The sequence below is a fragment of the Pseudarthrobacter sp. MEB009 genome, assembly GCF_030208875.1.
Lineage (GTDB): Bacteria > Actinomycetota > Actinomycetes > Actinomycetales > Micrococcaceae > Arthrobacter.
This window is the reverse complement of sequence record NZ_JARVTC010000013.1, coordinates 579,661-601,121: the sequence shown is the minus strand read 5'-3', so window position 1 is coordinate 601,121 and position 21,461 is coordinate 579,661. Positions and strand designations below refer to the sequence as shown.

Genomic DNA, 21,461 nt, shown 5'->3' with positions numbered 1-21,461 from the left:
GGGTCCTTTCCTCACCTCCCACCCAGGCCACGCTCCCTGCTCCGCGGTTCCGTGGCCGGCGCCCGCCGCGGCAGCTCCCGGGACCGGGTGAGCTGGAACCTCGTAGCGGTGGCACTGCCGCCAGCTCCCAGCAGAACACCCAGCGCCGCAGTGGTGGACACCAGGGAAGGGTCGGAGCTGGCGGCGACCAGCCGCGCGCCGTTTTCGTAGCCGCTGAGGCTGTGGCCGGCACCCAGCCCGCCCTCCCCCGGGCCGGCAACGGGCGGGCTGCCAAGGGTTACGGTGACACGGTCCCGTGTGTCCGGGTTGGGGGTGCCGTCCGCGCCCGGCACCCAGTCTGCCCGGTGTTCCAGATGCAGGGACCCAACACCCGGCGGAGCGTTGATTCCCGCCACCGGAGACCCTGCCGTCAGCACGTAGCCGACGTTGTACTCGTGGCGGATCCGCGGGTCCGCCACGAGGTTCATGGCGTGGATGCCGCCCTGGCTGTAGCCTACGGCCACCACCGACGCGCCCGGTTCAGCGCCCGCCGCCCGGAGCGCCGACAGGATGGCGGCGTCGATTTCCGCCGAGCCGTAGAACATTCCTTCGGCTATGCCGGCCTCGTCGAACGGGTTCTCCCCTCCCATCCGGCTGCCGGCGGCCTGGGTGCCCGGAACCACCACCACGTACGTCTTGGCCGGACCGGCGCCCACGGCCAGGATCTCAATGAACCCGGCGCCGCGGGCGTCGATGAGCCGGACACGTTCCAGCAGCCCGGCCGGTGAGCTGTCCAGGGCCACGGACAGCGTTTCCTCCTGCCGGAGCTGCAGCGGCCTGGGCCGAAGGAAACCCATCAGCAGGTCCCGGAGCTGCGGTGCCCGGGCGATCCGGCGTCGGGTGTCCGCGGATTCCAGCCCCAGGGTGGACACCAGCCCTTCCACGGAGCTCCGGTCCGGTACTCCGGTGCCGGCCATGGTGGCCATCGAACCCCGGATGTCCGCAACGCCTGCGAACCCCAGGAACCGGACGGCGTCCGCCCGCCATTCCGCCAGTTCATACTCGCGCCGGCAGTCGCGGATGCGGGTACTGAGCTGCTGCATCTCCTGCCGGACAAGGCGGAGGCTCCACTGGCTGTTCCGCACCGCAGCGACATGCGGCGCCGCCGACCACGGCGCCGCACCAGCGATCACGCCCAGTTGCTCACCGATCCTGCCCACCTCCGTTTCCGCTGCCAGGAGGTCAGCTGCGAGGGAATCCAGCTTCTCCGCACCACCCGTCAGCTCCTCGAGCTGAACGGCTATCCCGCCGGCGCCGCCACGGATGGTCAGGTACCCGTCCCGGGCAGGGCCGGACAGGCCGATCCCGCCGCCCTCCGCCTGCGGGTAGCCGGACACATTGCCGGCGGCAAGCCTGCGCGCGGACATCACGGCCAGCCCGGGAACGCCTGGCCGGGGAGGCTTCCGCCGGCCAAAGTGGAGCTTCCGGACAACGGGACTTCCGGAACGAAGCGTGACACTGCCGCGCGGGCCTCCGCCAACCGTTCCAGGGACTGCGCCAGGGCGGCCGCCTGGATCGACACCGCCTCCCGGTACGCCTGTCCCGCCGGGGACTGCCACTCAAGCAGCTGGATATCCCGGCACCCGGCAAGGACCTGCTCAACACGCACCGAACAGCCCGCCAGCCGGGACACCAGGTGCCCCACCGCCTCCTGCGCGCCAGCTCCGGACCATGGGTCCGTCACCGCATCCGTGACCATTTTGTCCCTCCCTGCTCCGTACCCCACCTGCCTTGTGCGGCCTCGTACTGCCTGCTTTTTGACCCCTGCCTTGTGCCGCCGCCGCACTCTCTTTGCCGACAGGCACCACGCTACGAACGGCCGGCGCGCCGGCCAAGAACCGTTGCGGCCTATGTGGACAAGGTGCGAAGCCAGCAGCCACCCCTGACCGGGCAACCGCCCCTGCACGGGTAACAAGGAAGGCCGGCTTAAGCGCCGCACCAGGTTCGTGAAAGAATCAGCACATGCCTGAAACTGCCGCCACAGCTGACACCCGTACGCCCTCCGGACGACTCGCCCTCGCCGCGTCCCCGGAGCAGATCGCCCTGGGCCCGCTGGACGGCCGCTACCAGTCCGCCGTCGCGCCCCTCGTGGACTACCTGTCCGAGGCGGCCCTGAACCGTGACCGTGTAGCCGTTGAAGTTGAATGGCTCATCCACCTGACCAGCAACAACGTTCTTCCCGGCGCGGGTCCGCTGACGGCGGACCAGCAGGCAAAGCTCCGCGCCATCGTGACGGAGTTCAATGCCGCGTCAGTGGTTGAACTCGCTGAAATCGAGGCTGTCACGGTGCACGACGTCAAGGCCGTGGAGTACTACATCGGCCGCCGGCTGGACGGGATCGGCATCACCAACCTGACCGCCATGGTCCACTTCGGCTGCACGTCCGAGGACATCAACAACCTTTCGTACGCCCTGGGTGTCAAGGGCGCGGTGGAGGACGTGTGGCTCCCGGCCGCGCGCACGCTCGTGGCGCAGATCAGCCGGATGGCCGAGGAAAACCGGGCGGTCCCCATGCTGTCCCGCACCCACGGCCAGCCCGCCACCCCCACCACGCTGGGCAAGGAACTGGCCGTCATTGCGCACCGCCTCACCCGCCAGCTGGACCGCATTTCCAGCACTGAGTACCTGGGCAAGATCAACGGTGCCACCGGCACCTACGCGGCCCACGTCGCTTCCGTTCCGGGCGCCGACTGGCAGCAGGTGGCCAGGTCCTTCGTGGAAGGCCTGGGCCTGGCCTGGAACCCGCTCACCACCCAGATCGAAAGCCACGACTGGCAGGCTGAACTGTACGCCGACGTCGCACGCTTCAACCGCATCCTGCACAACGTCTGCACGGACATCTGGAGCTACATTTCCATCGGCTACTTCGCGCAGGTTCCCGTGGCAGGCGCCACCGGGTCCTCCACAATGCCGCACAAGGTCAACCCCATCCGCTTCGAAAACGCCGAGGCCAACCTGGAAATTTCCTCCGGGCTGCTGGACGTCCTGGGCTCCACCCTGGTCACGTCCCGCTGGCAGCGCGACCTGACCGACTCCTCCAGCCAGCGCAACATCGGTGTGGCCTTCGGCCACTCGCTGCTTGCCATCTCCAACGTGGCCAAAGGCCTGGAGCGCCTTGACGTGGCCGAGGACGTCCTTGCCGGCGATCTCGACACCAACTGGGAAGTGCTGGGCGAGGCCATCCAGATGGTGATGCGCGCAGAGGCGATCGCCGGCGTCGAGGGCATGGAGAACCCCTACGAGCGGCTGAAGGACCTCACCCGCGGACAGCGTGTGGACGGCGCCCGCATGCAGGAGTTCGTCCAGGGCCTTGGCCTGTCCGCTGACGCCGAAGCCCGCCTGCTGGCCCTTACGCCGGGCAAGTACACGGGTATCGCCGACCAGCTGGTAGACCACCTCAAGTAGGCTCCAGCGCCGGGGCAGTTGCCCGACGGCGGGACCGGACCTTTCGAAGGTCCGGTCCCGTTTTGCGTCCCAGTGCCAGACTGGAACCATGAAGCTGCTGCTGATCCGTCATGGCCAGACGCCCGGAAACGTCTTGGGCCAGCTGGACACCGCCCACCCCGGCCCCGGCCTTACCGAACTGGGCCAGCGCCAGGCCGAAGCCATGGCCCGGTCCCTGGCCAACGAGCCCATCGGGGCCCTGTATGCGTCCACCCTGGTGCGGACACAGCTGACGGCAGCACCCCTGGGCCACCGCCAGGGCCTGGATGTGACGGTGCTTGATGGCCTGCACGAGATCGAGGCCGGTGCCCTGGAGAAGCTGACCGACCACGAGTCCCACCTCCGCTACATCGGGACCGTGATTTCCTGGATCGCCGGGGACCTGGACCGCCGGATGCCTGCAGGCCCTGACGGCCACGCGTTTTTTGGGCGCTTTGATGCCGCAGTGGCGCATGTGGTCGACCTGGCGGAGCAGGCGGGCCACGGCACGGTGGCGATCGTCAGCCACGGCGCGGCCATCCGCACCTGGGCGGGCCGCCGGGTGTCGGGCGCCGGCCCCGACTTCGCCAACCGGCACGTCCTGGAAAACACCGGGATTGTGGCGGTGGAGGGCGGACCAGCGGACGGCTGGACGCTGGTCCATTGGGATGGCAGCCCGGTGGGCGGCCTGGCCCTGGCGGATCCCACTGCGGAGGATCCTACGGGCACCACCCTGGCCGGCGGCTAGGGAACAGCGCGGCCAAGCCGCGCCGCAGCGTCCGCGGCTTCCGCAGCCGTGGGCCGTGCGGCGCTGTCCATGGCGGTCAAAGACCTGAGGAATGCGCCCCATTCCGGGCCCAGGACGGCAGGGACCTCCGGGTCCCGGAGGGTCCTGGCAACGAGCGATTCGATGGCCGTACCGGGGAAGGCCTTGGTGCCGGTGAGGACTTCGAGCAGGACCAGCCCCATGGAATAGACATCCCAGGACGGCCGGGTGTTGGCCCCGGCGGCCTGTTCAGGACTCATGTAGTGGACCGTCCCGGACGAGATGCCGAGCTCCGCAGCGGAGCCCGCCGCCGCTGCGATGCCGAAGTCGATGATCCGGACCGGGCTCCGGCGCAGGCCACTCAGCATCAGGTTGGCAGGCTTGATGTCCCGGTGGACCAGGCCGCCCGCGTGCAGGTGGGCCAGGGCGCCGAACAGGTCCGCCGACCAACGGGCCACCTCGGCCGGGTGGTGGCCGCCGGCCTGCGCCGCCGCGGCCAGGCTGCTTCCATGGGCCAGCTCCTGCACCAGGAAAGGCCGCCCATGGTGGGGGCCGCCGCTGATGGTGCCTGCTGTAATAAAGCTGATGATGGCCGGGTGCTGCAGCGAGGCCAGGACGGCAGCCTCGTGCAGCAGGCGGTCCGGTTGCCCTTCGGGGCGGTGGAACCCGACCTTCACGGCCACATCCGGACCGCCCGCGGAGTCAACGGCCCGGTACACCTCAGCTGCCGCACCGCGGCCAAGCCGCTCGCGGAGGCCCAGGGTGGCGGGCAGGCCAGTTGATCGGCTGCCGGAGCTGCGGGGCTCTGCCGGCTGCAGCGGGACACGGGGCAGGGTCCTGCCAGGCCGGGCAGCCAGGGCGTAGGCAGGCAGGGCGGAGGCGCGCCGGCGGGCAGCCGGCACGGTGGTGCTCACGCGGACAGGGCGGTGGTGCGCCGGCGGGACGGGCCCGCAGACAACGTTTCCGGAGTGGCGGCGTCTCCACCAGGCAGCCGGGCATCCAGCTGGAACCCGCAGCTGCAGCGCCACACCGGGGGAAGGTGGACCGGGCCGCCGCCTGCAGGTCCAAAGGTGTAGTCCGCCGCTGTGGAGCGGGGCGTAAACAGGACCATGGCCGTACCGCAATGGACCGCTTCGCTGCCCGTCACCCCGCGGGGGCTCCAGGACCCGGTGATGTGACGGGGCGCAGGACGGCCGTTGTGCTGCATAACTTCCGGAAAGGCGACCAAGGTTTTCACAACTCCATCGGGAGGGATCCAGCATCTTGATCGTAAGCATACATATTACTAGCCAAACTAGCTAGTCGCTTCGGGGCCCTCCAGGGCTTCGGTCATCCGCTGCAGGAAGTCCACCACGATCCGGGCCTGGTCTGCGGTGAGGGTTTCCGCCACCGACATCATCCTGCGGTGCATGGCGCCGAGCGTATGCCGCACCTCCTGATCGGATTCACCCGTGGGAATGACAATGATGGAGCGTCGGTCCGAGGGGTGCGCCTCCCTGCGGACGTGCCCGCTGGCCACCAGGCGGTCGATCAGCGTTGTGGTGGACGCGCTGGTGATGCCCAGGAACAGGCTCAGGTCTTTGGGTACTGAGGATTTTCCCGCCGCCTGGGACCGGAGGAGGTACCGCAGGGCCAGGATGTCCGTCTCGCCCATTCCCATGGAGTCGCGGGTGGATTTGCGGACACCCGTTTCGGCTGTGCGATAGTCCCGCAGTGACTTCAGCACGGCAGCGCTGCTGTCCAGTTGCCCGTCGGGTCCGTACCAGTAGCCGGAGCCCTCATTACCCGCAGAAGCCATGCGAACATCTTAGTCCACCTGCTAACTAGGCAATCGAACAACAGGGACTTCGCGTTATCCGTCCGCTTACCCCCGTGAAACACCGGCGTAACCGCGCACTCGTAGCCTTGGTTTGCATAACCCTTTGGCGAATCGAGGCAGACATGCAGACCAACCCGCGGCTGAACATCAGGCAGGTGCCCTGGTCCAACCCCGTGGGTGCCGATCTGCGCCGGGCCCAGCAGGCGGAACTTGATGCCCGCTTCGGGACACCGGATCACGAACCCGGCCAGCCGCCGTCGGGCGCTGACTGTGCAGTTTTCCTGGTGGCCTACGACAAGGGTTCCGGGCAGCCCGTGGGCTGCGGCGGGCTGCGGATACTGGACACGCTGACGGCCGAAATCAAGCGGCTGTACGTCCTGCCGTACACGCGGGGCTCCGGAGTGGCCAGCTCAATCCTCGCCGCCCTGGAGGCGGAGGCGTTCAGGCAGGGCATCACGCGGATCAAGGCGGAAGCCGGATCGGCCCAGCCGGACGGGCGGAACTTCTACGAGAACAGCGGCTTCGAACCGGTCCCGAATTTCGGCGCCTACGCCGGCGTGGAGCACTCCTACTGCTACGCCAAGTCCATCAACGCCCGGAGCGCGGCGCACACCGCCATGGCCTGAGGCGGCGGCCAACGTCATAATGGGGGCCGCGCGGCGCCGTCAGCTACCCTCGCCGTATGGACCCCGCAGACATCACCTTCCGGACCCGCAAGTGGGTCCGGCCCGAAGACCTCAACGCCAACGGCACCCTGTTCGGTGGGAGCCTGCTCAAATGGATTGACGAGGAGGCGGCCATTTACGCCATCCTGCAACTGGGCAACGGCCGGGCGGTCACCAAGTACATTTCCGAGATCAACTTCGTCAGCTCTGCGGTCCAGGGCGACCTGATCGAAATGGGCCTGACGGCCACGCGCTTCGGCCGCACGTCACTGACCATGCGCGCGGAGGTCCGGAACATGATCACGCGGCACAGCATCCTCACCATCGAGGAAATCGTTTTTGTGAACCTCAGCCCCGCCGGCCGGCCCGAGCCGCACGGCTACACTGAAATCAAGTATGACCGGGACAGGATCCCCAACCACCACCTTACGGACACGCTCAGCCAGGACTGACGACGGCGGCCTGCCGCCTGCCATGGTGGGGGCGCCGGGGGCACTGTTGGGCGCCGGGGGCCGGCAGCCGCAGCCCCAGCCGTACCTGCTGAAAGGATCCTCTTTGTCCAAGCTTTACTTCCGCTATGGCGCCATGAACTCCGGAAAGTCCACCGGGCTGCTCCAGGCGGCGTTCAACTATGAGGAACGCGGCCAGCGTGTCCTCCTGGCCAAGCCGGACGTCGATACCAAGGGTGACACGGACATCGTGTCCCGGCTGGGGATGACCCGGTCCGTGGACTTCCTGATCACCCCGGGGGCGGACGTCCGCGCACTCTTCACAGCCCACGCTGCCGGCGACGATCCCGATGCCCTGCTCGAACACGTCGACCAGAAGCCTGTCGCGTGCCTGCTGGTGGACGAAGCGCAGTTCCTGAGCCCGGAACAGGTGGATGACCTGTTCCGGATTGCCATCCTGGACAGTGTTCCCGTGCTGGCCTACGGCATCCGGACGGATTTCCTTACCCACGCGTTTCCCGGGTCGCGGCGGCTCCTTGAAGTGGCCCACACGCTGGAGGAGCTCAAAACCATCTGCCGCTGTGGGCGGAAGGCTATTTTCAACACCCGGCGCGTGGGCAACGCGGTGGTGTTCGACGGCGACCAGGTAGCCATCGACGGCAAGGACGTCTGGTACGAGTCGCTCTGCGGCGCCTGCTACCTCGACGTGTCCGGCGGCCGGCTGGGTTCCTGACCTCCGCCGCCAACCCCGGTTTGCTATGTGGCCGACGGCCAGCCGGTGTAGGCCTCGGCCAGGTAGGCCAAGCCGTGCCGGGATGACACCACGGAGTTCAGCTCGCCAAGCTGGCGGGCCCGGGAGAAGTCGTCGGCATCCGCCGAAGTGTGCAGCATGGTGGTCATCCAGTAGGAGAACTGCTGCGCCTTCCACACCCGCTCCAGGGCCCGGTCACCATAGGAATCCAGGAGCAGCTCCGAGCGGGAGTTGTAGTGGCTGTCCAGGCCTTCGAATAGGACCTTGACGTCATGGATGGCAAGGTTCAGGCCCTTGGCGCCGGTGGGCGGGACCGTATGGGCGGCGTCGCCCACCAGGAACAGGTTCCCGTGGCGCATCGGAGCCTGGACGAAACTGCGGAAGGGCAGGACCATTTTGTCGATGACCGGCCCTTCGTTCAGCTCGAAGCCGTTGCCGTTGACCCGGCTGCGGAACTCGGCCCAGATCCTGTCGTCGTCCCAGTCCTGGACGTTCTCCCTGGGATCGCATTGGAAGTACATCCGCTGCACGGTTTCGGTGCGCTGGCTGATCAGGGCGAAGCCGTTGGCGGAATTGGCATAGATCAGTTCGTCGGAGCTGCGCGGCGCTTCGGCCAGGATGCCGAACCAGGCGAAGGGGTACTCGTGGAAGTAGCGGGTCCTGGCGGATTCCGGCACCAGGGATCGGCATTGGCTCCGCGAGCCGTCCGCGCCCACCACAAAGTCGGCCCGGAGTTCGTACTCCACGCCTTCCGCATCGGTGAAGTGGACCACCGGCTTGCCCTCGGGGTTGTGGACGGAGGTGTCCGTGACGCTGTAGCGGACGTCGCCGCCGTCGGCTTTCCGCCGTGCGGCCAGGTCAAGGAAGACGTCGGTCTGCGGGTACAGCCACACGGCCTCCCCCACGAGGTCCTTAAAATCGACGCGGTGGCTTTCGCCGTTGAAACGCAGCTCAATGCCATCGTGCCGGTCGCCCTCGCGCAGCACGCGGTCCGAAACCCCGCTGTCCACCAACAGGTTCACCGTCCCGTGTTCCAGGATTCCGGCCCGGACGGTCTCGGAGATGTCCCGGTGGCTGCGGACTTCGATGACGGTGGACTCAATACCGGTCTTCGCCAGCAGGTGCGAAAGCATCAGTCCGGCGGGGCCGGCCCCCATGATGGCCACCTGGGTGGTGATGATCGTGCGTGCTGCCATGGCTGTCTCGCTTCGCTGCGGGGCCCTTTGCCGGGGCCGGATGGGGGGCGTCTGGCTATCAGTGTGCCGCCGGAGGCGTGACTGCGGTAACACCTATTCCGTTCAACGGAACCAGGGTTCATCCCTTGCCAGCCGCCGGGCGATCCCCCTCGCGGCCGTCTGCAGCGCGGGAACCAGCGCCTGCAGCCGCATTTCCTGCAGCGGAACCACGATGCCAAGCGCGGCCACTGCGCGTTTTTTGCCGTCAATCACGGGCACGGCGATGCCCCACGTGTCCGGATCAACCACACCGGCGAGCTGCGCATAGCCCTGGTGTGCTGTTTCGCTGAGCAGCCCACGCATGGCGTCGACGGTTGTTTTCCCAGCGGGGTCCGCGAATTGGGCCAGGTAGTCGGCCTGCAGTGCCATGTCCTGGTGCGCCATCAGGGCAAGCCCGGCTGACGAGACGTGCACTGGCATCCTGCCGGCCACCTTGGCCCGGTTGGCCACTGATCCGCGGCGGGACAGCCGTTCCACAAAGAGCGCTTCCCAGCCGTCCAGGACCGCGAGGTTGACGTTCTGGTTCAGGACCTGCTGGATGTCCTCCATCAACGGCATGGCGGCCTGCCGGAGCGCCAGGGTGGGCGAATTCCGGTTCACCAGCTCCCACAGGCGCAGTCCCAGCCGGACCGTGCCGCCGGCGCCGGTTTCAAGCAGTCCGTGGGCCGCCAGCTGCCGGACCAGCCGGTGGGCGGTGGTGAGCGGAAGCCCGGCGCGGACGGCCAGGTCGGAGAGCTGGAGGCTGCTGGCACCCTCGGGGAAGGCGGCGATCACCCGCACCACCCGGTCCACCACCGAATCCCCCGAGACTGAATTGGCCATGGCCCATCGCTTCCATTGAATGGTAGAACTTGTTCCAGATTACACTCCCCGGTGATACAAATCTCACTAAGGGTTTGCACTGCCGCGCCCTCGGCCGTGCGCCGCCACCCTCCATTCACGATGTACCGAGGTTTGTAATGCCAATGACGCCAGCGCAACACCGATCGAAGTGGCCCGTCTGGCTGTGCTGGCTGGCGATGGTCCTGGACGGCTTTGACTTGGTGGTCCTGGGCACCGTCATCCCAACGCTGATCAAGACCCAGGACCTGGGGTTCGACGCCGTTGGCGCCACCTATGCCGCGACGATCTCGCTGGTGGGCGTGGGCATCGGGGCGCTCTTTATCGCACCGCTCTCTGACCGGTTTGGCCGGCGGCGGCTCCTGGTGGCCTGCGTGCTGTGGTTCTCCATTTTCACCATTGCTGTGGTGTTCGCCCCGAACGTGGCCGTCTTCGGCATTTTCCGCCTGCTGGCCGGCCTGGGCCTGGGTGCCTGCCTGCCCGCGGCCCTGGCGTATATGAATGACTATGCACCGGCTGGCACGGCCGGCAAGTCCACCACCCGCACCATGACCGGCTACCACGTGGGTGCCGTGGCCACAGCGTTCCTGGCCATCCTGGTGGTGCCGGACTGGCGGATCATGTTTGTGGTGGGTGGCCTCGCCGGTTTCGCTCTGGTGCCTTTCCTCTGGTTCAAGCTTCCGGAGACATTGCCTGCAGTCACCGTCGACGTCGGAGCCGGCTCCGGCGCTGCCGGTACCACCGGGAAAGCCGTGGAGGAACCGGCACCCACCACACCCGCAGCGCGCGCCAGCTTCCGGGACCTGGCCCGCAAGCCCTACCCGCTGGTGGCCCTGGCCATCGCTGTCGCGTCCTTTATGGGACTCCTGCTGGTGTACGGCCTGAACACCTGGCTGCCGCAGCTGATGGCCGCCGCAGGCTACACCGTCAGCACCGGCCTGGTGCTGCTCCTGGTCCTGAACGTGGGGGCCGTGGTCGGCCTGGTGGTGGCGGGCATCCTCGCCGACAAGCACGGCACCAAAAAGATCGTCCTGCTGTGGTTCGGGTTGTCCGCCGTGCTGCTGGCCATCCTCAGCGTCAAGATCCAGAGCGAGCTGCTGCTCAACGCCGCAGTGTTCGTCACGGGTGTCTTTGTGTTCAGCTCGCAGGTGCTTGTCTACGCCTGGGTCAGCCAGCTCTTCCCCGCCCGGCTGCGCGCAACTGCCCTGGGCTTCGCGGCGGGCGTGGGCCGGTTCGGCGCCATCATGGGCCCGGCCGTCACCGGAACACTGGTTGCGGCGGGGATCGCGTATCCGTGGGGCTTCTATGTCTTCGCGGCTGCCGCCGTCATCGCGGTGGTGGCGCTGGTGACCGTTCCGCACGCCATCGCACCGGCACCCGGCCGGGAAACCGTCGTCGGGCAGTCCCCAAACCAGCCGTAACCGGGCGCATCCGCCGGGGCACAAGTCCCGGCAGTCCTAGGCCCGGCGCAGGCGCCGCCACAGCGTGGGTGCCAGCACCACCGCAATGCCCACGGCCGCACCGATGATGGTTTCCACGATGCGGTCCCGGAGCAGGGTGGCCGGTGAGGCCGGGACCACCAGCAGGGTGGAGATCAGCGCCAGCGGAGTCACGAACAGCTGGGCCAGGAGGTACTGGCGGAGGATGAACATCTCCGCCCCGAACTGGCACAGCGCCATGACCAGGATCGTCTGCCATGGTTGCAGGTCCAGCAGTACAATCCCGGCCAGGAGCACCAGCCCCAGCCCGGTGCCGACAATACGCTGCACACCACGGCTGACGCGGTGCCGGGTGGTGTGCCCCACCAACGGGACCACGGCGGCCACCATGGCCCAGTAATTGTGGCCGAAGCCCAGCTGCGCCCCCACCCAGGTGGCCAGTGTCCCGGCCAGGCCGGCAGCCACCAGGTACCCCAGCCCTTCAAGCCAGGCAGCCCGTTTCTCCTCGGCGGTGCGGCGAAGGGGCCTGGGGCGGACCCACTGCGCGCGGTGGCCGGGCAGCGCGCGGGCCGAGAACCCGATCAGCAGGCAAAAGGCGGTGGTGAGGACGGCTACCAGCAGCCCCTGCCACAGCGGGGGCTGGTTGGGGATGGAGGCGATGGCCGCGAAGGCGAAGATGTGGAACAGCGACCCGGCCGGACGCAGCCGCTGCCAGGAGATGGCCACCGAGCAGGCTCCGGCAACCAGGGTGGTGGCCAGGACCAGGAGCCAGGTGGTGGTGGCCGCATCGAGGTTCCAGGCCGCGCCCATCCGCGCCGCGAGGGAGGCCAGGAGGATGACCACCAGCATCAGCCCGCCGGCCCGGAGCTGGAGGAAGAAACGGGTTCCGTGGGGTTCGCCGCGGCCGTAGATGCCGGTGAAGGCGCCGAACGAAGCGAAAATGGCCAGGTCCAGCCTGCCCAGGAGGACCAAAGTGAAGAGCGGAACGAAGACGCCTACCGCGCACCGGATGGCCGGGTGGTGGTCCTTGTTGCCGGGCGCGAGGCTGAACATTTCAGCGAGCATCTTCACGGGGAACAGCGCCTTTCCTGTGGGGCCGGGGGTGGTTTTTATGGGGGGCGGCCGCGCTGACGTTCCCTCAGCATCCTACGCCCGCACCCCCGGCCGGCGCCCGGCAAGGCTAACCTGCCGCCAGCATGCGGTGCAGGCTTCGCATGATCGGAACCGCCGGGCAACACCGCCGAAACAGCCCCCGGCAATCCTTGGACCATGGACATCCACGCTCGTCTTTCCCCTGCAGCTGCGCTCAGCTGCGAAGTCTGCGGCCTGATGCCCGAGCCGCCCAAGGCCCGCCTCACCCTCGCCAACGTGGCCATGATGCTTCCCATTGAACTGCTGGTCCATGCCCTGGTGGTGGGCACCCACCTGCCGTACCTGGCCAAGGTGCTGGTCCTGACCGTCACCGCCACAGTCCTGGTGATCTGGGTGGCGGAACCCTCCGCATCCCGGGTCCTGCGCAGCTGGCTGCACGCACCCGCACTTCGGCACCGGCGGCGGCTGGCCGCGGCACCAGCCCTGTGGCGGGCGCGGACCATGCTCCGGGATGAGCCTGGGGCCCTGCAGCGGGTCACCGCGGCATTGGCAGGACTGGATGCGAACATCCTCAGCATCCACGTCCATCCGGTGCCGTCCGGGGTCCTGGACGAGTTTGTCCTGTCTGCCCCCGGGGACATCGGCGAGCGCCAGCTGGTGGCGGCGCTGCAGGAGGCCGGCGGAATCAGTTCCCAGGCCTGGCCCACCACGTCCCTGGCGATGGCGGACGGGCAGACCCGCGCGCTGAGCCTCGCGGCCCGGATCGCCGGCGCCCCGGAAGAGCTGCCACTGGCGGTGGCGGAGCTGCTCCGGGCGCGGATCCTCACCCCTGCGGAAGCGCACCAGGGAACACCCGACGCCGGGACGCATCTGAAGATTCCCACCGCCTGGCACGGCCCCATTACGTTCGCCCGGCCCGGCGAACCCTTCACGCCCGCCGAATCGGCCCGGGCGCACCGCCTGGCTGAACTTGCCGAGACGGTGGCGCACCGGAACACCGCCTGCGTTCCCACGCCCAACTAGGTAGCAGCAAGTGTCGTTATGACGCCCCAAAACGACATCTTCTGCTACCTGGTTGGGGCGCGTGAGCCTACATCCGAATGGTCAGGGCACCCGGGTCCACTGTCATCAGGACGTGCTTGCCCTCGCCCTCGTGGTCGCCGTCCAGCTGGTAGTCCTCGTCGCTTTCCAGCAAAATTTCCACCGATTTGCCCTGGAAGTACTCCACTGCGGTGTCCTTGGTTTTTCCCTTGCCGATGATGCCGGCCAGGACGGAGAGCCAGCCGAGCTTGCCGTGGTGGGGCGCCAGGACCGCAATGTCCAGCAGCCCGTCGTCCACCTTGGCGTCCGGGAAGATCTCCAGGTTGCCCTGGACCTTGCCGCAGTTGCCCACCATGACGCTGCGGACCCCGCGCTGGGACACGGTCTTGCCGTCGATAACCACGCTGGCCTTGACCGGCTTGCCGGGGAGGTTGCGGATGCCGGCGTCCACATAGGCCAGCCAGCCCACCTTGTCCTTGAGGTCGGAATTGGTGTCCGCCATGATCGTGGCGTCGTAGCCCACTCCGGCCATGACCAGGAAGACCTGTTCCTTGTTGTCCCGCCGGGCCCGGACCACGTCGATTTTCCGTTCGGTGCCGGCCAGCGCACCTGCCATGGCGCCGTCGAAATCGGTCACGTCCATGCCCAGGTTCCGGGCCAGCAGGTTTCCCGTGCCCAGCGGCAGCAGACCCATGGGGGTCTCCCCGCCGGCCAGGACCTCGGCGACGCACCGCACGGTCCCGTCGCCGCCGGCGGCGATGACAATGTCCGCGCCCTTGGCGAGCGCTTCCTTGGCCTGGCCCACGCCGGGATCCTCCTTGGTGGTCTCCAGCCAGATGGGCTCACCCCAGCCGTTTTCCACGGAGTGCCTGGCTACCAGGCCTTTCACGTCGAAGTCCACCGGCTTTGAGGGGTTGACGATGATGGCGGCGCGCCTGGGGGAGGTGGTGCTGGATTCAGTCATGGTGTCCTCTGGGAGCGAAGGGAAGGGTGCTGCTGAAAGAACAGTAGCGCGGCCGGCCGGCTACAGCGCCTTTACCGCCCCCAGCACCTTGGCCAGGGATTCCTTGGCGTCGCCGAACAGCAGCGAGGTTTGCGGCTCGTAGAGCAGCTCGTTTTCGATCCCTGCGAAGCCCGGCCGCATGGAGCGCTTGAGGAACACCACCTGCCGGGCCGCCGCCACCTCCAGGATGGGCATGCCGTAGATCGGCGACCCAGGGGAGGTCCTGGCTGCCGGGTTCACCACATCGTTGGCACCCACCACCAGGGCGACGTCGGCGGTTTTGAACTCTCCGTTGATTTCGCCCATCTCCTTGAGCGATTCATAGGGGACATTGGCCTCGGCCAGCAGGACGTTCATATGCCCGGGCATCCGGCCGGCCACGGGGTGGATCGCGAATTCCACGGTGATGCCCCTGGCCTCCAGCGCCTGCGCCAGTTCCGCGGCGGTGTGCTGGCCCTGCGCCACGGCGAGGCCGTACCCCGGCACGATGATCACGTGCTGTGCGTACCCCAGCAGCACCGCCACGTCCTCTGGGCTGGAGGACCTGACCGGACGTTCGCTCACAACGGTGGATCCCGCCGTCGAGCCTCCCCGGAAGGCGCCGAACAGGATGCCCGCCACGCTGCGGCCCATCGCCGCGGCCATGGCACGGGTCAGGATGGTGCCCGACGCGCCCACCAGCGTGCCAGCCACCACCAGGAGCACATTGCCGAGCACCACACCGGACGCGGCGACGGCGAGGCCGGTGAACGCGTTCAGCAGGGAGATGACAATGGGCACGTCCGCGCCGCCCACGGGCAGCACCAGCAGGGTGCCCGCAGCCAGCCCGAGGACCAGCAGCGCTACCGCCAAGGCCGTTGATCCGGTGGCCATCACGACGGCGGCAGCAGCCACGGCGGCCACCAGCACCGCCGCCATCAGCACGGGCAGGCCCGGGAACAGGATGGGCCGGGTGGTGATCAGTTCCTGCAGCTTGGCGAACGTGACGGCGGACCCGGCGAAGGACACCGCTCCCACCAGGAGCGTAAACACGATGGCCAGCCGCAGCCAGGGGTCCGGGGCGTGGTCCAGCTCCAGGAAGGCCACCAGCGCGGCAGCACCGCCGCCCACCCCGTTGAACAGCGCCACCAGCTGCGGCATCTGGGTCATCTTCACCCGCCGGGCCACGGGCGCCGCCACGAGGGAACCCACCGCGATGGCGGCCAGGATCCAGGGGATGTTGGCCAGCCGGACGGACAGGAAAACGGTCACGACGGCGATCACGGCACCCAGCGCACCGATCAGGTTGCCGCGACGGGCCGACCTGGGCGAACTCAGGCCGCGGAGGGCAAGGATGAAGCACACCGAGGCGGCGAGGTACAGCAGGGAGGTCCACGCCGGAGACAGGAGGATCACGGCTGCTCCCCCTTCCGGCCGGCCCGGGCAGGACCTTTCCGGCCGAACATGTGCAGCATCCGGTCGGTGACCACAAAACCGCCCACCAGGTTGGCGGTGGCCAGGACCACGGCCAGCAGGGCCAGTGCCAGGAGCCAGGGCTCGGCGGCCTGGCCTGCCACGATGATGGCGCCAACCAGGATGATCCCGTGGATGGCGTTGGCGCCGGACATCAGGGGCGTGTGCAGGGTGCTGGAGACCTTGGAGACCACCTCAAAGCCGACAAACACGGCAAGGACCGTAACAGTCAGCAGGCTCATTCCGTCCATCACCGCTCCCCTTCCTGTCCGTTGCCGGTTTCCTGCCGGGCCGTACCCAGCAGGTCCGCCGTGGGCTGGTGCCGCACGGCGCCGCCCGAGGTCAGGCACGCCCCCGCCACCACCTCGTCGCCGAAATCAGGGGCCAAGGCACCGTCCCGGACCAGCAGGGCCACCAGGTTGGCGACGTTTTTGGCATAGAGGCGGGAAGAGTCTGCCGCCATGGCCGACGCCGGGTCCTTGAGGCCCACCAGCTGCACGTGGCCGGACCCGTCAGCGGTGGCGACTGCGGTGTCCTGCCCCGCCACCACCCCTTCGACGTTTCCGCCGGATTCGGCAGCCAGGTCCACCACCACGGAACCCGGCCGCATGCCCTGGACCATGTCCAGGGTCACCAGCAGCGGTGCGCGCCTGCCGGGGACGGCCGCCGTCGTGATCAGGACATCCGCATCCGCCACGTGGGGTGCCAGCAGCTGCCGCTGCCGGGTGCCGGCGTCGGAACTGAGCTGGCGGGCGTACCCGCCGGCGGCTTCCGCCGTTTCGAGGTCCAGCCTGATGAACGTGCCACCCAGCGATGCCACCTCGTCCGCTGAGGCAGGCCGGATGTCGTTGGCGAAAACGCGGGCGCCCAGGCGTTTAGCGGTGCCGATGGCCTGCAGCCCGGCCACTCCTGCGCCCAGCACCAGGACCCGAGCGGGCGGGACCGTTCCAGCGGCTGTCATATACAGGGGAAAAAACCGGGGCAGCCGGATCGCGGCTTCCAGGACGCAGCGGTAGCCGGCCACCAACGCCTGGGAGCTCAGCGCGTCCATGGACTGGGCCCGGGAGATGCGGGGCACCAGTTCCAGTGCGAAGCTGGTCACGCCAGCGTCCGCGAGCGCCCGGACGGTGGCCAGTTCCGAAGACGGCGAGGCAAAGCCCACGGTGATGGCCCCCGGCTTCAGGAGCCGGGCGGTGCCGGGCTCCAGGGGCCTGACGTGGGCCAGGAGGTCCAGGTCCGCCAGGTCGAGGTCCGGCACAATCCTGGCGCCGGCCTGTTCGTAGTCCCGGTCCGGGTGCCCCGCGGCCTCCCCGGCGCCGGCTTCCACCAGGACTTCGAACCCCAGTCCGGTCAGCTGCCTGGCGGTGTCCGGCGTTCCGGCGACGCGGCGTTCGCCGTCCCGGCGTTCGCGCGGTATGCCCAGTTGCACCGCAGCCTCCCTCGCTCAGTGGTGCTGCGGCGGGTCTGGCCAGGACCCGCCTGGAAGGCCGGGATCCGCGGCGGCGTCACTGCTGCACGTAGTTGGCTTGAGTCTAGGGCCAAGAAAGCCGCTGCGGGAGGCGTGCCGCCCCTGTGGCCTGCGGTTACTTTTGCGGGGCTACTTCCGGCGGGGCTGCTTTTCGCCTGCTTCCGGCTGCAGCCGGCCGCCGGCCAGCCGGAAGGAGTCCTGCAGCAGCTCTGCCAGCAGGGTGCCGTCCAGCCGTTCCAGCCGCACCAGGACCAGCTGCGGGGACCGGTCGTGGTGCGGCGTCCAGAAGAACGTGTCCGGGTCGGTGCCCGCCAGCGCTTCCCGCTCCGCCGTCTTGACGGTTAATACTCCGGGTTCCCAGAGCCGTGCCATCAGGGTCTTCGCGAACCAAGCGGGCTGGCCCCAGCTCAGCCGTTCGGTAATGCCGGGCAAGGCCAGTGCGGCCTTCCTGACGTGGTCTTCGGTCACCATTGACCGAGTCTGCCTGCGGGAGCGTCCGCCGCGCAAGGGCCCCCCGGGCTACCCTCGGGCGGTGAGGTCCGCTGAAACCCGCCGCGCGGTGGCGGTGATTTCCTCCGCCACCATGGCCAGGTAGGCGTCCGGATCCGGCCTGGCAGCGACAGACTGGGCCTGCAGCGAGACGTTGACGGCTGCCACCACTTTGGGCCCGTCAAGGACCGGCGCGGCCACGGACATCAGCCCGAGCTCCAGTTCCTGGTCCAGAACGCACCAGCCCTTGTCCCGGACGTCCGCCAGGACAGCCAGCAGCTCCGGGACCGTTCCCAGGGCGCGGGGGGTCAACGGGCTGATGTCGGCTGCAGCGAAGTATGCCTTGAGCTGGTCCGCCGGCAGGTGGGCCAGCAGCACCCGGCCCATGGACGTGGCGTAGGCCGGGAATCGGGTCCCCACCGTGATGCCGATGGTCATGATGCGCCGCGTGGACACCCGGGCCACGTAGGCGATGTCCGTCCCGTCCAGCACGGCCGCCGAGGTGGACTCCCCCAGCTTCAGGGACAGTTCCTCCAGGTGCGGCTGGGCCAGCTGCGGCAGGGACAGGCCGGACAGGTACGCGAAGCCCAGCTGCAGGACCTTGGCCGTGAGCGCAAAGGTTTTGCCGTCGGTCCGGATGTACCCCAGTTCCACCAGGGTGTGCAGGAACCGGCGCGCGGTGGCACGGGTCAGGTCGGTCCGCGCCGCCACCTCGGTGAGGGTCATCAGCGGGTGGTCGGGGCCGAACGCCCGGATCACCGCCAGCCCCCGCGCCAGCGACTGCACGTATTGGTCGCCGGCCTGCGGAGGAGGTGCTGCTGCGTCGGTCATGGTGTCCAATCCTATGCGTGCCGCCGGCGTGGTTTTCCGGTTCAAGGCACGGCGGCGGTGAGGGGTACGGGGACGAGTTCCTGGAGTTCGGCGAGGGTGCAGCCGAAGGTTTCGCGGACGGTGACGCCGTTGGGTCCGGTGAGGAACACGGCTTTGTCGGTGTACACCCGGGTCACGCAGCCCACACCTGTGAGCGGGTAGGTGCAGGCTTCCACGATTTTTGAGGCACCTTCGCGGGTCAGCAGGGTCATCATCACAAAGACGTCCTTGGCGCCGGTGGCGAGGTCCATCGCGCCGCCCACGGCGGGGATGGCGCCGGGCGCCCCGGTGTGCCAGTTGGCGAGGTCGCCGGTGGCCGAGACCTGGAACGCCCCGAGGACGCAGATGTCCAGGTGCCCGCCGCGCATGATCGCGAACGAATCGGCGTGATGGAAGTAGGACGCCCCCGGGAGTTCGGTGACGGGGATTTTTCCGGCGTTGATGAGGTCGCCGTCGATCGCGTCCCCTTCCGCTGCCGGGCCCATGCCCAGCATCCCGTTCTCCGTGTGGAGGGTGATGTTCTGCTCAGCCGTGAGGTAGTTCGAGACCAGCGTGGGCTGGCCAATGCCGAGGTTCACAAAGGAACCCGGCGCGATGTCCCGGGCCACCAGCCGGGCGAGGTCGTCCCGGCCCAGCGGTTCCGGAGCTGACTGCAGGGCCGCCGGCTGGTTGGTTTCGCTGCTCATGTTCAGGCCACCTTCACGATGCTGTTGACGTAGATGCCGGGGGTGACGATGTTTTCCGGGTCCAGCCCGCCGGTGGGAACAATATCGGAGACCTGGACGATGGTGTGTCTGGCCGCGGCGGCCATGATGGGCCCGAAGTTCCGGGCGGTTTTGCGGTAGACCAGGTTCCCCCGGCCGTCCGCGGTGAGGGCCTTGATCAGGGCCACGTCCGCGTGCAGCGGGGTTTCGAAGACCTGCCCGCGGCCGTCGATGATCCGGGTTTCCTTGCCCTCGGCCAGCATGGTGCCGTACCCGGTGGGAGTGAAGAACCCGCCGATCCCGGCACCGGCAGCCCGGATCCGTTCGGCCAGATTGCCTTGCGGGACCAGTTCCAGCTCGATTTCGCCGGCCTTGTACTTGGCATCGAAGTGCCAGGAGTCGGACTGCCGCGGGAAGGAGCAGATCATTTTCCGCACCCGGCTTTCCCGGATCAGCAGGGCCAGGCCCTGATCGCCCTGGCCCGCGTTGTTGTTCACCACCGTCAGGTCCGTGGCGCCGCAGTCCATCAGGGCGTCGATGAGTTCGAACGGCTGCCCGGCGTTGCCGAACCCGCCGATCATCACGGTGGACCCGTCCTTGATGCCGGCCACGGCATCCTGGACGGTGTTTACGAAGTTCAGCATTGCTTACGCCTTTCCAGCGGTAACGTTTTCCAGGACAACGGCCAGGCCCTGGCCCACACCGATGCAGATCGCCGCCACGCCCCACCGTTCGCCCGAGGCCTGCAGCGACCGGGCCAGGGTGCCCAGGATCCGGGTGCCGGAGGCACCCAGCGGGTGGCCCATCGCGATCGCGCCGCCGTGCCGGTTCACAATCGACGGGTCGATGTCCCAGGCGTTGATGCAGGCCAGGGACTGCGCGGCAAAGGCTTCGTTAAGTTCGACGGCGCCCACCTGGTCCCAGCCGATGCCCGCCTTCGCGAGGGCCTTGTTCGCCGCCTCCACCGGGGCGTAACCGAAGAACTGGGGATCGTTCCCGTGCGCGCCACGGCCCGCGATCCGGGCCAGCGGCTCCAACCCCAGCAGCCCGGCGGCAGCGTCGGAGCCGATCCAGGCCGCGGACGCACCGTCGGACAACGGGGAGGCGTTCCCCGCCGTCACCGTCCCGTTCTCAGACCGGAACACCGTCTTCAGGCCCGCAAGCTTCGCCGCCGAAGAACCGGCCCGGATGCCTTCATCCCGGACCAGGTCCGTGCCCGGCACCGGGGTGACGAGGTTGTCGTAGAACCCCTCGTCCCAGGCGGTGGCCGCCAGGTTGTGCGAGTCCGCGGCGAATTCGTCCTGCTGTTCCCGGGTCACGCCGTACTTCTCGCGGAGCCGTTCGGTGGCCTCGCCCAGCGAGATGGTCCACTCCTTCGGCATGGCCTTGTTCACCAGGCGCCAGCCAAGGGTGGTGGAGGCCAGCGTCATGTCCCCGGCCGGGTACGGCTTTTCCGTCTTGGGCAGCACCCACGGCGCGCGGGACATCGACTCGGCACCGCCCACCAGCATCAACTCCGCGTCCCCGGCATTGATCTGGCGCGAGGCGATGATCGCCGCGTCCAGCGAGGACCCGCACAACCGGTTGACCGAAGTCCCCGGAATCGAGACCGGCAACCCCGCCAGCAGGGAGCCCATCCGGGCAATGTTGCGGTTCTCCTCACCGGCGCCGTTGGCGTTGCCAAACACCACCTCATCGATCCGCTCCGGATCAAGTCCGGGGGCCCGCTGCACGGACTCCCGGATCACGTGCGCAGCCAGGTCATCAGGACGCACAGACGCCAAACCTGAGCCGAACTTGCCGAAAGGGGTGCGTACGGCGTCGTACACAAATGCCTGCTTCACGATGCTCCTCGAAAGATTCTGCGGGTGGTTTCCCAACTGGCTCGCAGTTGTTGTCGTTATGAGGGCTCAAAA

The 21,461-nt window shown here is 68.3% G+C and carries 24 protein-coding genes; 7 read left to right on the top strand and 17 right to left on the bottom strand.

Annotated features, from left to right (window positions below; genetic code table 11):
• Positions 1-11 precede the first annotated feature (11 nt).
• Together QRN07_RS14035 and QRN07_RS14030 are read right to left on the bottom strand one after the other, a co-directional pair.
• Complete coding sequence (locus QRN07_RS14035) at positions 12-1,406, bottom strand: alpha/beta hydrolase (protein WP_285241336.1); 1,395 nt, start codon at positions 1,404-1,406, stop codon at positions 12-14.
• Complete coding sequence (locus QRN07_RS14030) at positions 1,406-1,738, bottom strand: hypothetical protein (protein WP_200933648.1); 333 nt, start codon at positions 1,736-1,738, stop codon at positions 1,406-1,408. The genes QRN07_RS14035 and QRN07_RS14030 overlap by 1 nt, the downstream gene beginning before the upstream one ends.
• A 263-nt stretch (positions 1,739-2,001) precedes the next feature.
• On the opposite strand from QRN07_RS14030, the gene purB reads away from it, so the two are divergent.
• Together purB and QRN07_RS14020 are read left to right on the top strand one after the other, a co-directional pair.
• Positions 2,002-3,444 (top strand): adenylosuccinate lyase, encoded by a 1,443-nt coding sequence (gene purB / locus QRN07_RS14025; protein WP_050683617.1) that lies wholly within the window; start codon positions 2,002-2,004, stop codon positions 3,442-3,444.
• Positions 3,445-3,532: 88 nt separating this feature from the next.
• On the top strand, positions 3,533-4,210 hold the full coding sequence (locus tag QRN07_RS14020; protein WP_050683618.1) for a histidine phosphatase family protein: 678 nt from the start codon (positions 3,533-3,535) through the stop codon (positions 4,208-4,210).
• On the opposite strand, the gene QRN07_RS14015 is transcribed toward QRN07_RS14020, so the two are convergent.
• Genes QRN07_RS14015 through QRN07_RS14005 form a run of 3 tightly spaced genes read right to left on the bottom strand, consistent with a single transcriptional unit; the run spans position 4,207 to position 6,026 of the window.
• A complete protein-coding gene (locus tag QRN07_RS14015; protein ID WP_285241335.1) occupies positions 4,207-5,142 on the bottom strand; it encodes a serine/threonine-protein kinase in 936 nt (311 codons plus the stop codon). The genes QRN07_RS14020 and QRN07_RS14015 overlap by 4 nt on opposite strands.
• Positions 5,139-5,465, bottom strand: coding sequence for a hypothetical protein (locus QRN07_RS14010; protein ID WP_050683619.1), 327 nt, complete (start codon positions 5,463-5,465; stop codon positions 5,139-5,141). The genes QRN07_RS14015 and QRN07_RS14010 overlap by 4 nt, the downstream gene beginning before the upstream one ends.
• Positions 5,466-5,522: 57 nt before the next feature.
• Positions 5,523-6,026 carry a MarR family winged helix-turn-helix transcriptional regulator gene (locus QRN07_RS14005; protein WP_056599212.1) on the bottom strand — a complete coding sequence of 168 codons (504 nt, stop codon included), beginning with the start codon at positions 6,024-6,026 and terminating at the stop codon, positions 5,523-5,525.
• Positions 6,027-6,169: 143 nt separating this feature from the next.
• Here QRN07_RS14005 and QRN07_RS14000 point away from each other — a divergent pair, with 143 nt between their 5' ends.
• From QRN07_RS14000 to QRN07_RS13990, 3 genes are all read left to right on the top strand, one after another.
• Positions 6,170-6,673, top strand: a complete 504-nt coding sequence (locus tag QRN07_RS14000) for a GNAT family N-acetyltransferase (protein WP_285241334.1) — start codon at positions 6,170-6,172, stop codon at positions 6,671-6,673.
• Between the two features lie 56 nt (positions 6,674-6,729).
• Positions 6,730-7,164, top strand: coding sequence for an acyl-CoA thioesterase (locus QRN07_RS13995; protein ID WP_285241333.1), 435 nt, complete (start codon positions 6,730-6,732; stop codon positions 7,162-7,164).
• Positions 7,165-7,267: 103 nt separating this feature from the next.
• Positions 7,268-7,894, top strand: a complete 627-nt coding sequence (locus QRN07_RS13990) for a thymidine kinase (RefSeq protein ID WP_285241332.1) — start codon at positions 7,268-7,270, stop codon at positions 7,892-7,894.
• A 23-nt stretch (positions 7,895-7,917) separates the two neighbouring features.
• On the opposite strand, the gene QRN07_RS13985 is transcribed toward QRN07_RS13990, so the two are convergent.
• On the bottom strand, positions 7,918-9,108 hold the full coding sequence (locus QRN07_RS13985; protein ID WP_285241331.1) for a 4-hydroxybenzoate 3-monooxygenase: 1,191 nt from the start codon (positions 9,106-9,108) through the stop codon (positions 7,918-7,920).
• 102 nt (positions 9,109-9,210) lie between these two features.
• Positions 9,211-9,969 carry an IclR family transcriptional regulator gene (locus QRN07_RS13980; protein ID WP_285241330.1) on the bottom strand — a complete coding sequence of 253 codons (759 nt, stop codon included), beginning with the start codon at positions 9,967-9,969 and terminating at the stop codon, positions 9,211-9,213.
• 137 nt (positions 9,970-10,106) lie between these two features.
• Here QRN07_RS13980 and QRN07_RS13975 point away from each other — a divergent pair, with 137 nt between their 5' ends.
• The gene (locus QRN07_RS13975) at positions 10,107-11,408 is read left to right on the top strand and encodes an MFS transporter (RefSeq protein ID WP_502934792.1); all 1,302 of its coding nucleotides are present in this window, start codon (positions 10,107-10,109) and stop codon (positions 11,406-11,408) included.
• Positions 11,409-11,444: 36 nt separating this feature from the next.
• Here the strand turns inward: QRN07_RS13975 and QRN07_RS13970 are convergent, their stop codons facing one another.
• On the bottom strand, positions 11,445-12,497 hold the full coding sequence (locus QRN07_RS13970) for an FUSC family protein (RefSeq protein WP_285241328.1): 1,053 nt from the start codon (positions 12,495-12,497) through the stop codon (positions 11,445-11,447).
• Positions 12,498-12,695: 198 nt separating this feature from the next.
• Here QRN07_RS13970 and QRN07_RS13965 point away from each other — a divergent pair, with 198 nt between their 5' ends.
• The gene (locus QRN07_RS13965; RefSeq protein ID WP_285241327.1) at positions 12,696-13,541 is read left to right on the top strand and encodes an ACT domain-containing protein; all 846 of its coding nucleotides are present in this window, start codon (positions 12,696-12,698) and stop codon (positions 13,539-13,541) included.
• A gap of 67 nt (positions 13,542-13,608) precedes the next feature.
• On the opposite strand, the gene QRN07_RS13960 is transcribed toward QRN07_RS13965, so the two are convergent.
• The 9 genes from QRN07_RS13960 to QRN07_RS13920 form a co-directional block, all read right to left on the bottom strand.
• Complete coding sequence (locus QRN07_RS13960; RefSeq protein ID WP_285241326.1) at positions 13,609-14,523, bottom strand: diacylglycerol/lipid kinase family protein; 915 nt, start codon at positions 14,521-14,523, stop codon at positions 13,609-13,611.
• 60 nt (positions 14,524-14,583) lie between these two features.
• Positions 14,584-15,957: an NAD(P)(+) transhydrogenase (Re/Si-specific) subunit beta gene (locus tag QRN07_RS13955; protein WP_285241325.1), complete on the bottom strand. Its 1,374-nt coding sequence runs from the start codon at positions 15,955-15,957 to the stop codon at positions 14,584-14,586.
• A complete protein-coding gene (locus tag QRN07_RS13950; protein WP_050683628.1) occupies positions 15,954-16,265 on the bottom strand; it encodes an NAD(P) transhydrogenase subunit alpha part 2 in 312 nt (103 codons plus the stop codon). The genes QRN07_RS13955 and QRN07_RS13950 overlap by 4 nt, the downstream gene beginning before the upstream one ends.
• Positions 16,265-17,443, bottom strand: coding sequence for a Re/Si-specific NAD(P)(+) transhydrogenase subunit alpha (locus QRN07_RS13945; RefSeq protein WP_285241324.1), 1,179 nt, complete (start codon positions 17,441-17,443; stop codon positions 16,265-16,267). The genes QRN07_RS13950 and QRN07_RS13945 overlap by 1 nt, the downstream gene beginning before the upstream one ends.
• A gap of 168 nt (positions 17,444-17,611) precedes the next feature.
• Positions 17,612-17,953 (bottom strand): MmcQ/YjbR family DNA-binding protein, encoded by a 342-nt coding sequence (locus tag QRN07_RS13940; RefSeq protein ID WP_056599235.1) that lies wholly within the window; start codon positions 17,951-17,953, stop codon positions 17,612-17,614.
• 48 nt (positions 17,954-18,001) lie between these two features.
• The gene (locus QRN07_RS13935; RefSeq protein WP_285241323.1) at positions 18,002-18,802 is read right to left on the bottom strand and encodes an IclR family transcriptional regulator domain-containing protein; all 801 of its coding nucleotides are present in this window, start codon (positions 18,800-18,802) and stop codon (positions 18,002-18,004) included.
• Positions 18,803-18,843: 41 nt separating this feature from the next.
• The gene (locus QRN07_RS13930; protein ID WP_056599237.1) at positions 18,844-19,527 is read right to left on the bottom strand and encodes a 3-oxoacid CoA-transferase subunit B; all 684 of its coding nucleotides are present in this window, start codon (positions 19,525-19,527) and stop codon (positions 18,844-18,846) included.
• Between the two features lie 2 nt (positions 19,528-19,529).
• Positions 19,530-20,189, bottom strand: a complete 660-nt coding sequence (locus QRN07_RS13925; RefSeq protein WP_285241322.1) for a 3-oxoacid CoA-transferase subunit A — start codon at positions 20,187-20,189, stop codon at positions 19,530-19,532.
• Positions 20,190-20,192: 3 nt separating this feature from the next.
• Complete coding sequence (locus QRN07_RS13920; RefSeq protein WP_285241321.1) at positions 20,193-21,389, bottom strand: thiolase family protein; 1,197 nt, start codon at positions 21,387-21,389, stop codon at positions 20,193-20,195.
• Between the last annotated feature and the right edge of the window lie 72 nt (positions 21,390-21,461).

Excerpts from the sequence above, each read along its gene's own strand:
- QRN07_RS14035 (WP_285241336.1), bottom strand. The coding sequence starts at position 1,406 with ATGTCCGCGCGCAGGCTTGCCGCCGGCAATGTGTCCGGCTACCCGCAG.
- QRN07_RS14030 (WP_200933648.1), bottom strand. The coding sequence starts at position 1,738 with ATGGTCACGGATGCGGTGACGGACCCATGGTCCGGAGCTGGCGCGCAG.
- purB (WP_050683617.1), top strand. The coding sequence starts at position 2,002 with ATGCCTGAAACTGCCGCCACAGCTGACACCCGTACGCCCTCCGGACGA.
- QRN07_RS14020 (WP_050683618.1), top strand. The coding sequence starts at position 3,533 with ATGAAGCTGCTGCTGATCCGTCATGGCCAGACGCCCGGAAACGTCTTG.
- QRN07_RS14005 (WP_056599212.1), bottom strand. The coding sequence starts at position 6,026 with ATGGCTTCTGCGGGTAATGAGGGCTCCGGCTACTGGTACGGACCCGAC.
- QRN07_RS14000 (WP_285241334.1), top strand. The coding sequence starts at position 6,170 with ATGCAGACCAACCCGCGGCTGAACATCAGGCAGGTGCCCTGGTCCAAC.
- QRN07_RS13995 (WP_285241333.1), top strand. The coding sequence starts at position 6,730 with ATGGACCCCGCAGACATCACCTTCCGGACCCGCAAGTGGGTCCGGCCC.
- QRN07_RS13985 (WP_285241331.1), bottom strand. The coding sequence starts at position 9,108 with ATGGCAGCACGCACGATCATCACCACCCAGGTGGCCATCATGGGGGCC.
- QRN07_RS13980 (WP_285241330.1), bottom strand. The coding sequence starts at position 9,969 with ATGGCCAATTCAGTCTCGGGGGATTCGGTGGTGGACCGGGTGGTGCGG.
- QRN07_RS13975 (WP_502934792.1), top strand. The coding sequence starts at position 10,107 with ATGCCAATGACGCCAGCGCAACACCGATCGAAGTGGCCCGTCTGGCTG.
- QRN07_RS13965 (WP_285241327.1), top strand. The coding sequence starts at position 12,696 with ATGGACATCCACGCTCGTCTTTCCCCTGCAGCTGCGCTCAGCTGCGAA.
- QRN07_RS13960 (WP_285241326.1), bottom strand. The coding sequence starts at position 14,523 with ATGACTGAATCCAGCACCACCTCCCCCAGGCGCGCCGCCATCATCGTC.
- QRN07_RS13950 (WP_050683628.1), bottom strand. The coding sequence starts at position 16,265 with ATGGACGGAATGAGCCTGCTGACTGTTACGGTCCTTGCCGTGTTTGTC.
- QRN07_RS13940 (WP_056599235.1), bottom strand. The coding sequence starts at position 17,953 with ATGGTGACCGAAGACCACGTCAGGAAGGCCGCACTGGCCTTGCCCGGC.
- QRN07_RS13935 (WP_285241323.1), bottom strand. The coding sequence starts at position 18,802 with ATGACCGACGCAGCAGCACCTCCTCCGCAGGCCGGCGACCAATACGTG.
- QRN07_RS13930 (WP_056599237.1), bottom strand. The coding sequence starts at position 19,527 with ATGAGCAGCGAAACCAACCAGCCGGCGGCCCTGCAGTCAGCTCCGGAA.
- QRN07_RS13925 (WP_285241322.1), bottom strand. The coding sequence starts at position 20,189 with ATGCTGAACTTCGTAAACACCGTCCAGGATGCCGTGGCCGGCATCAAG.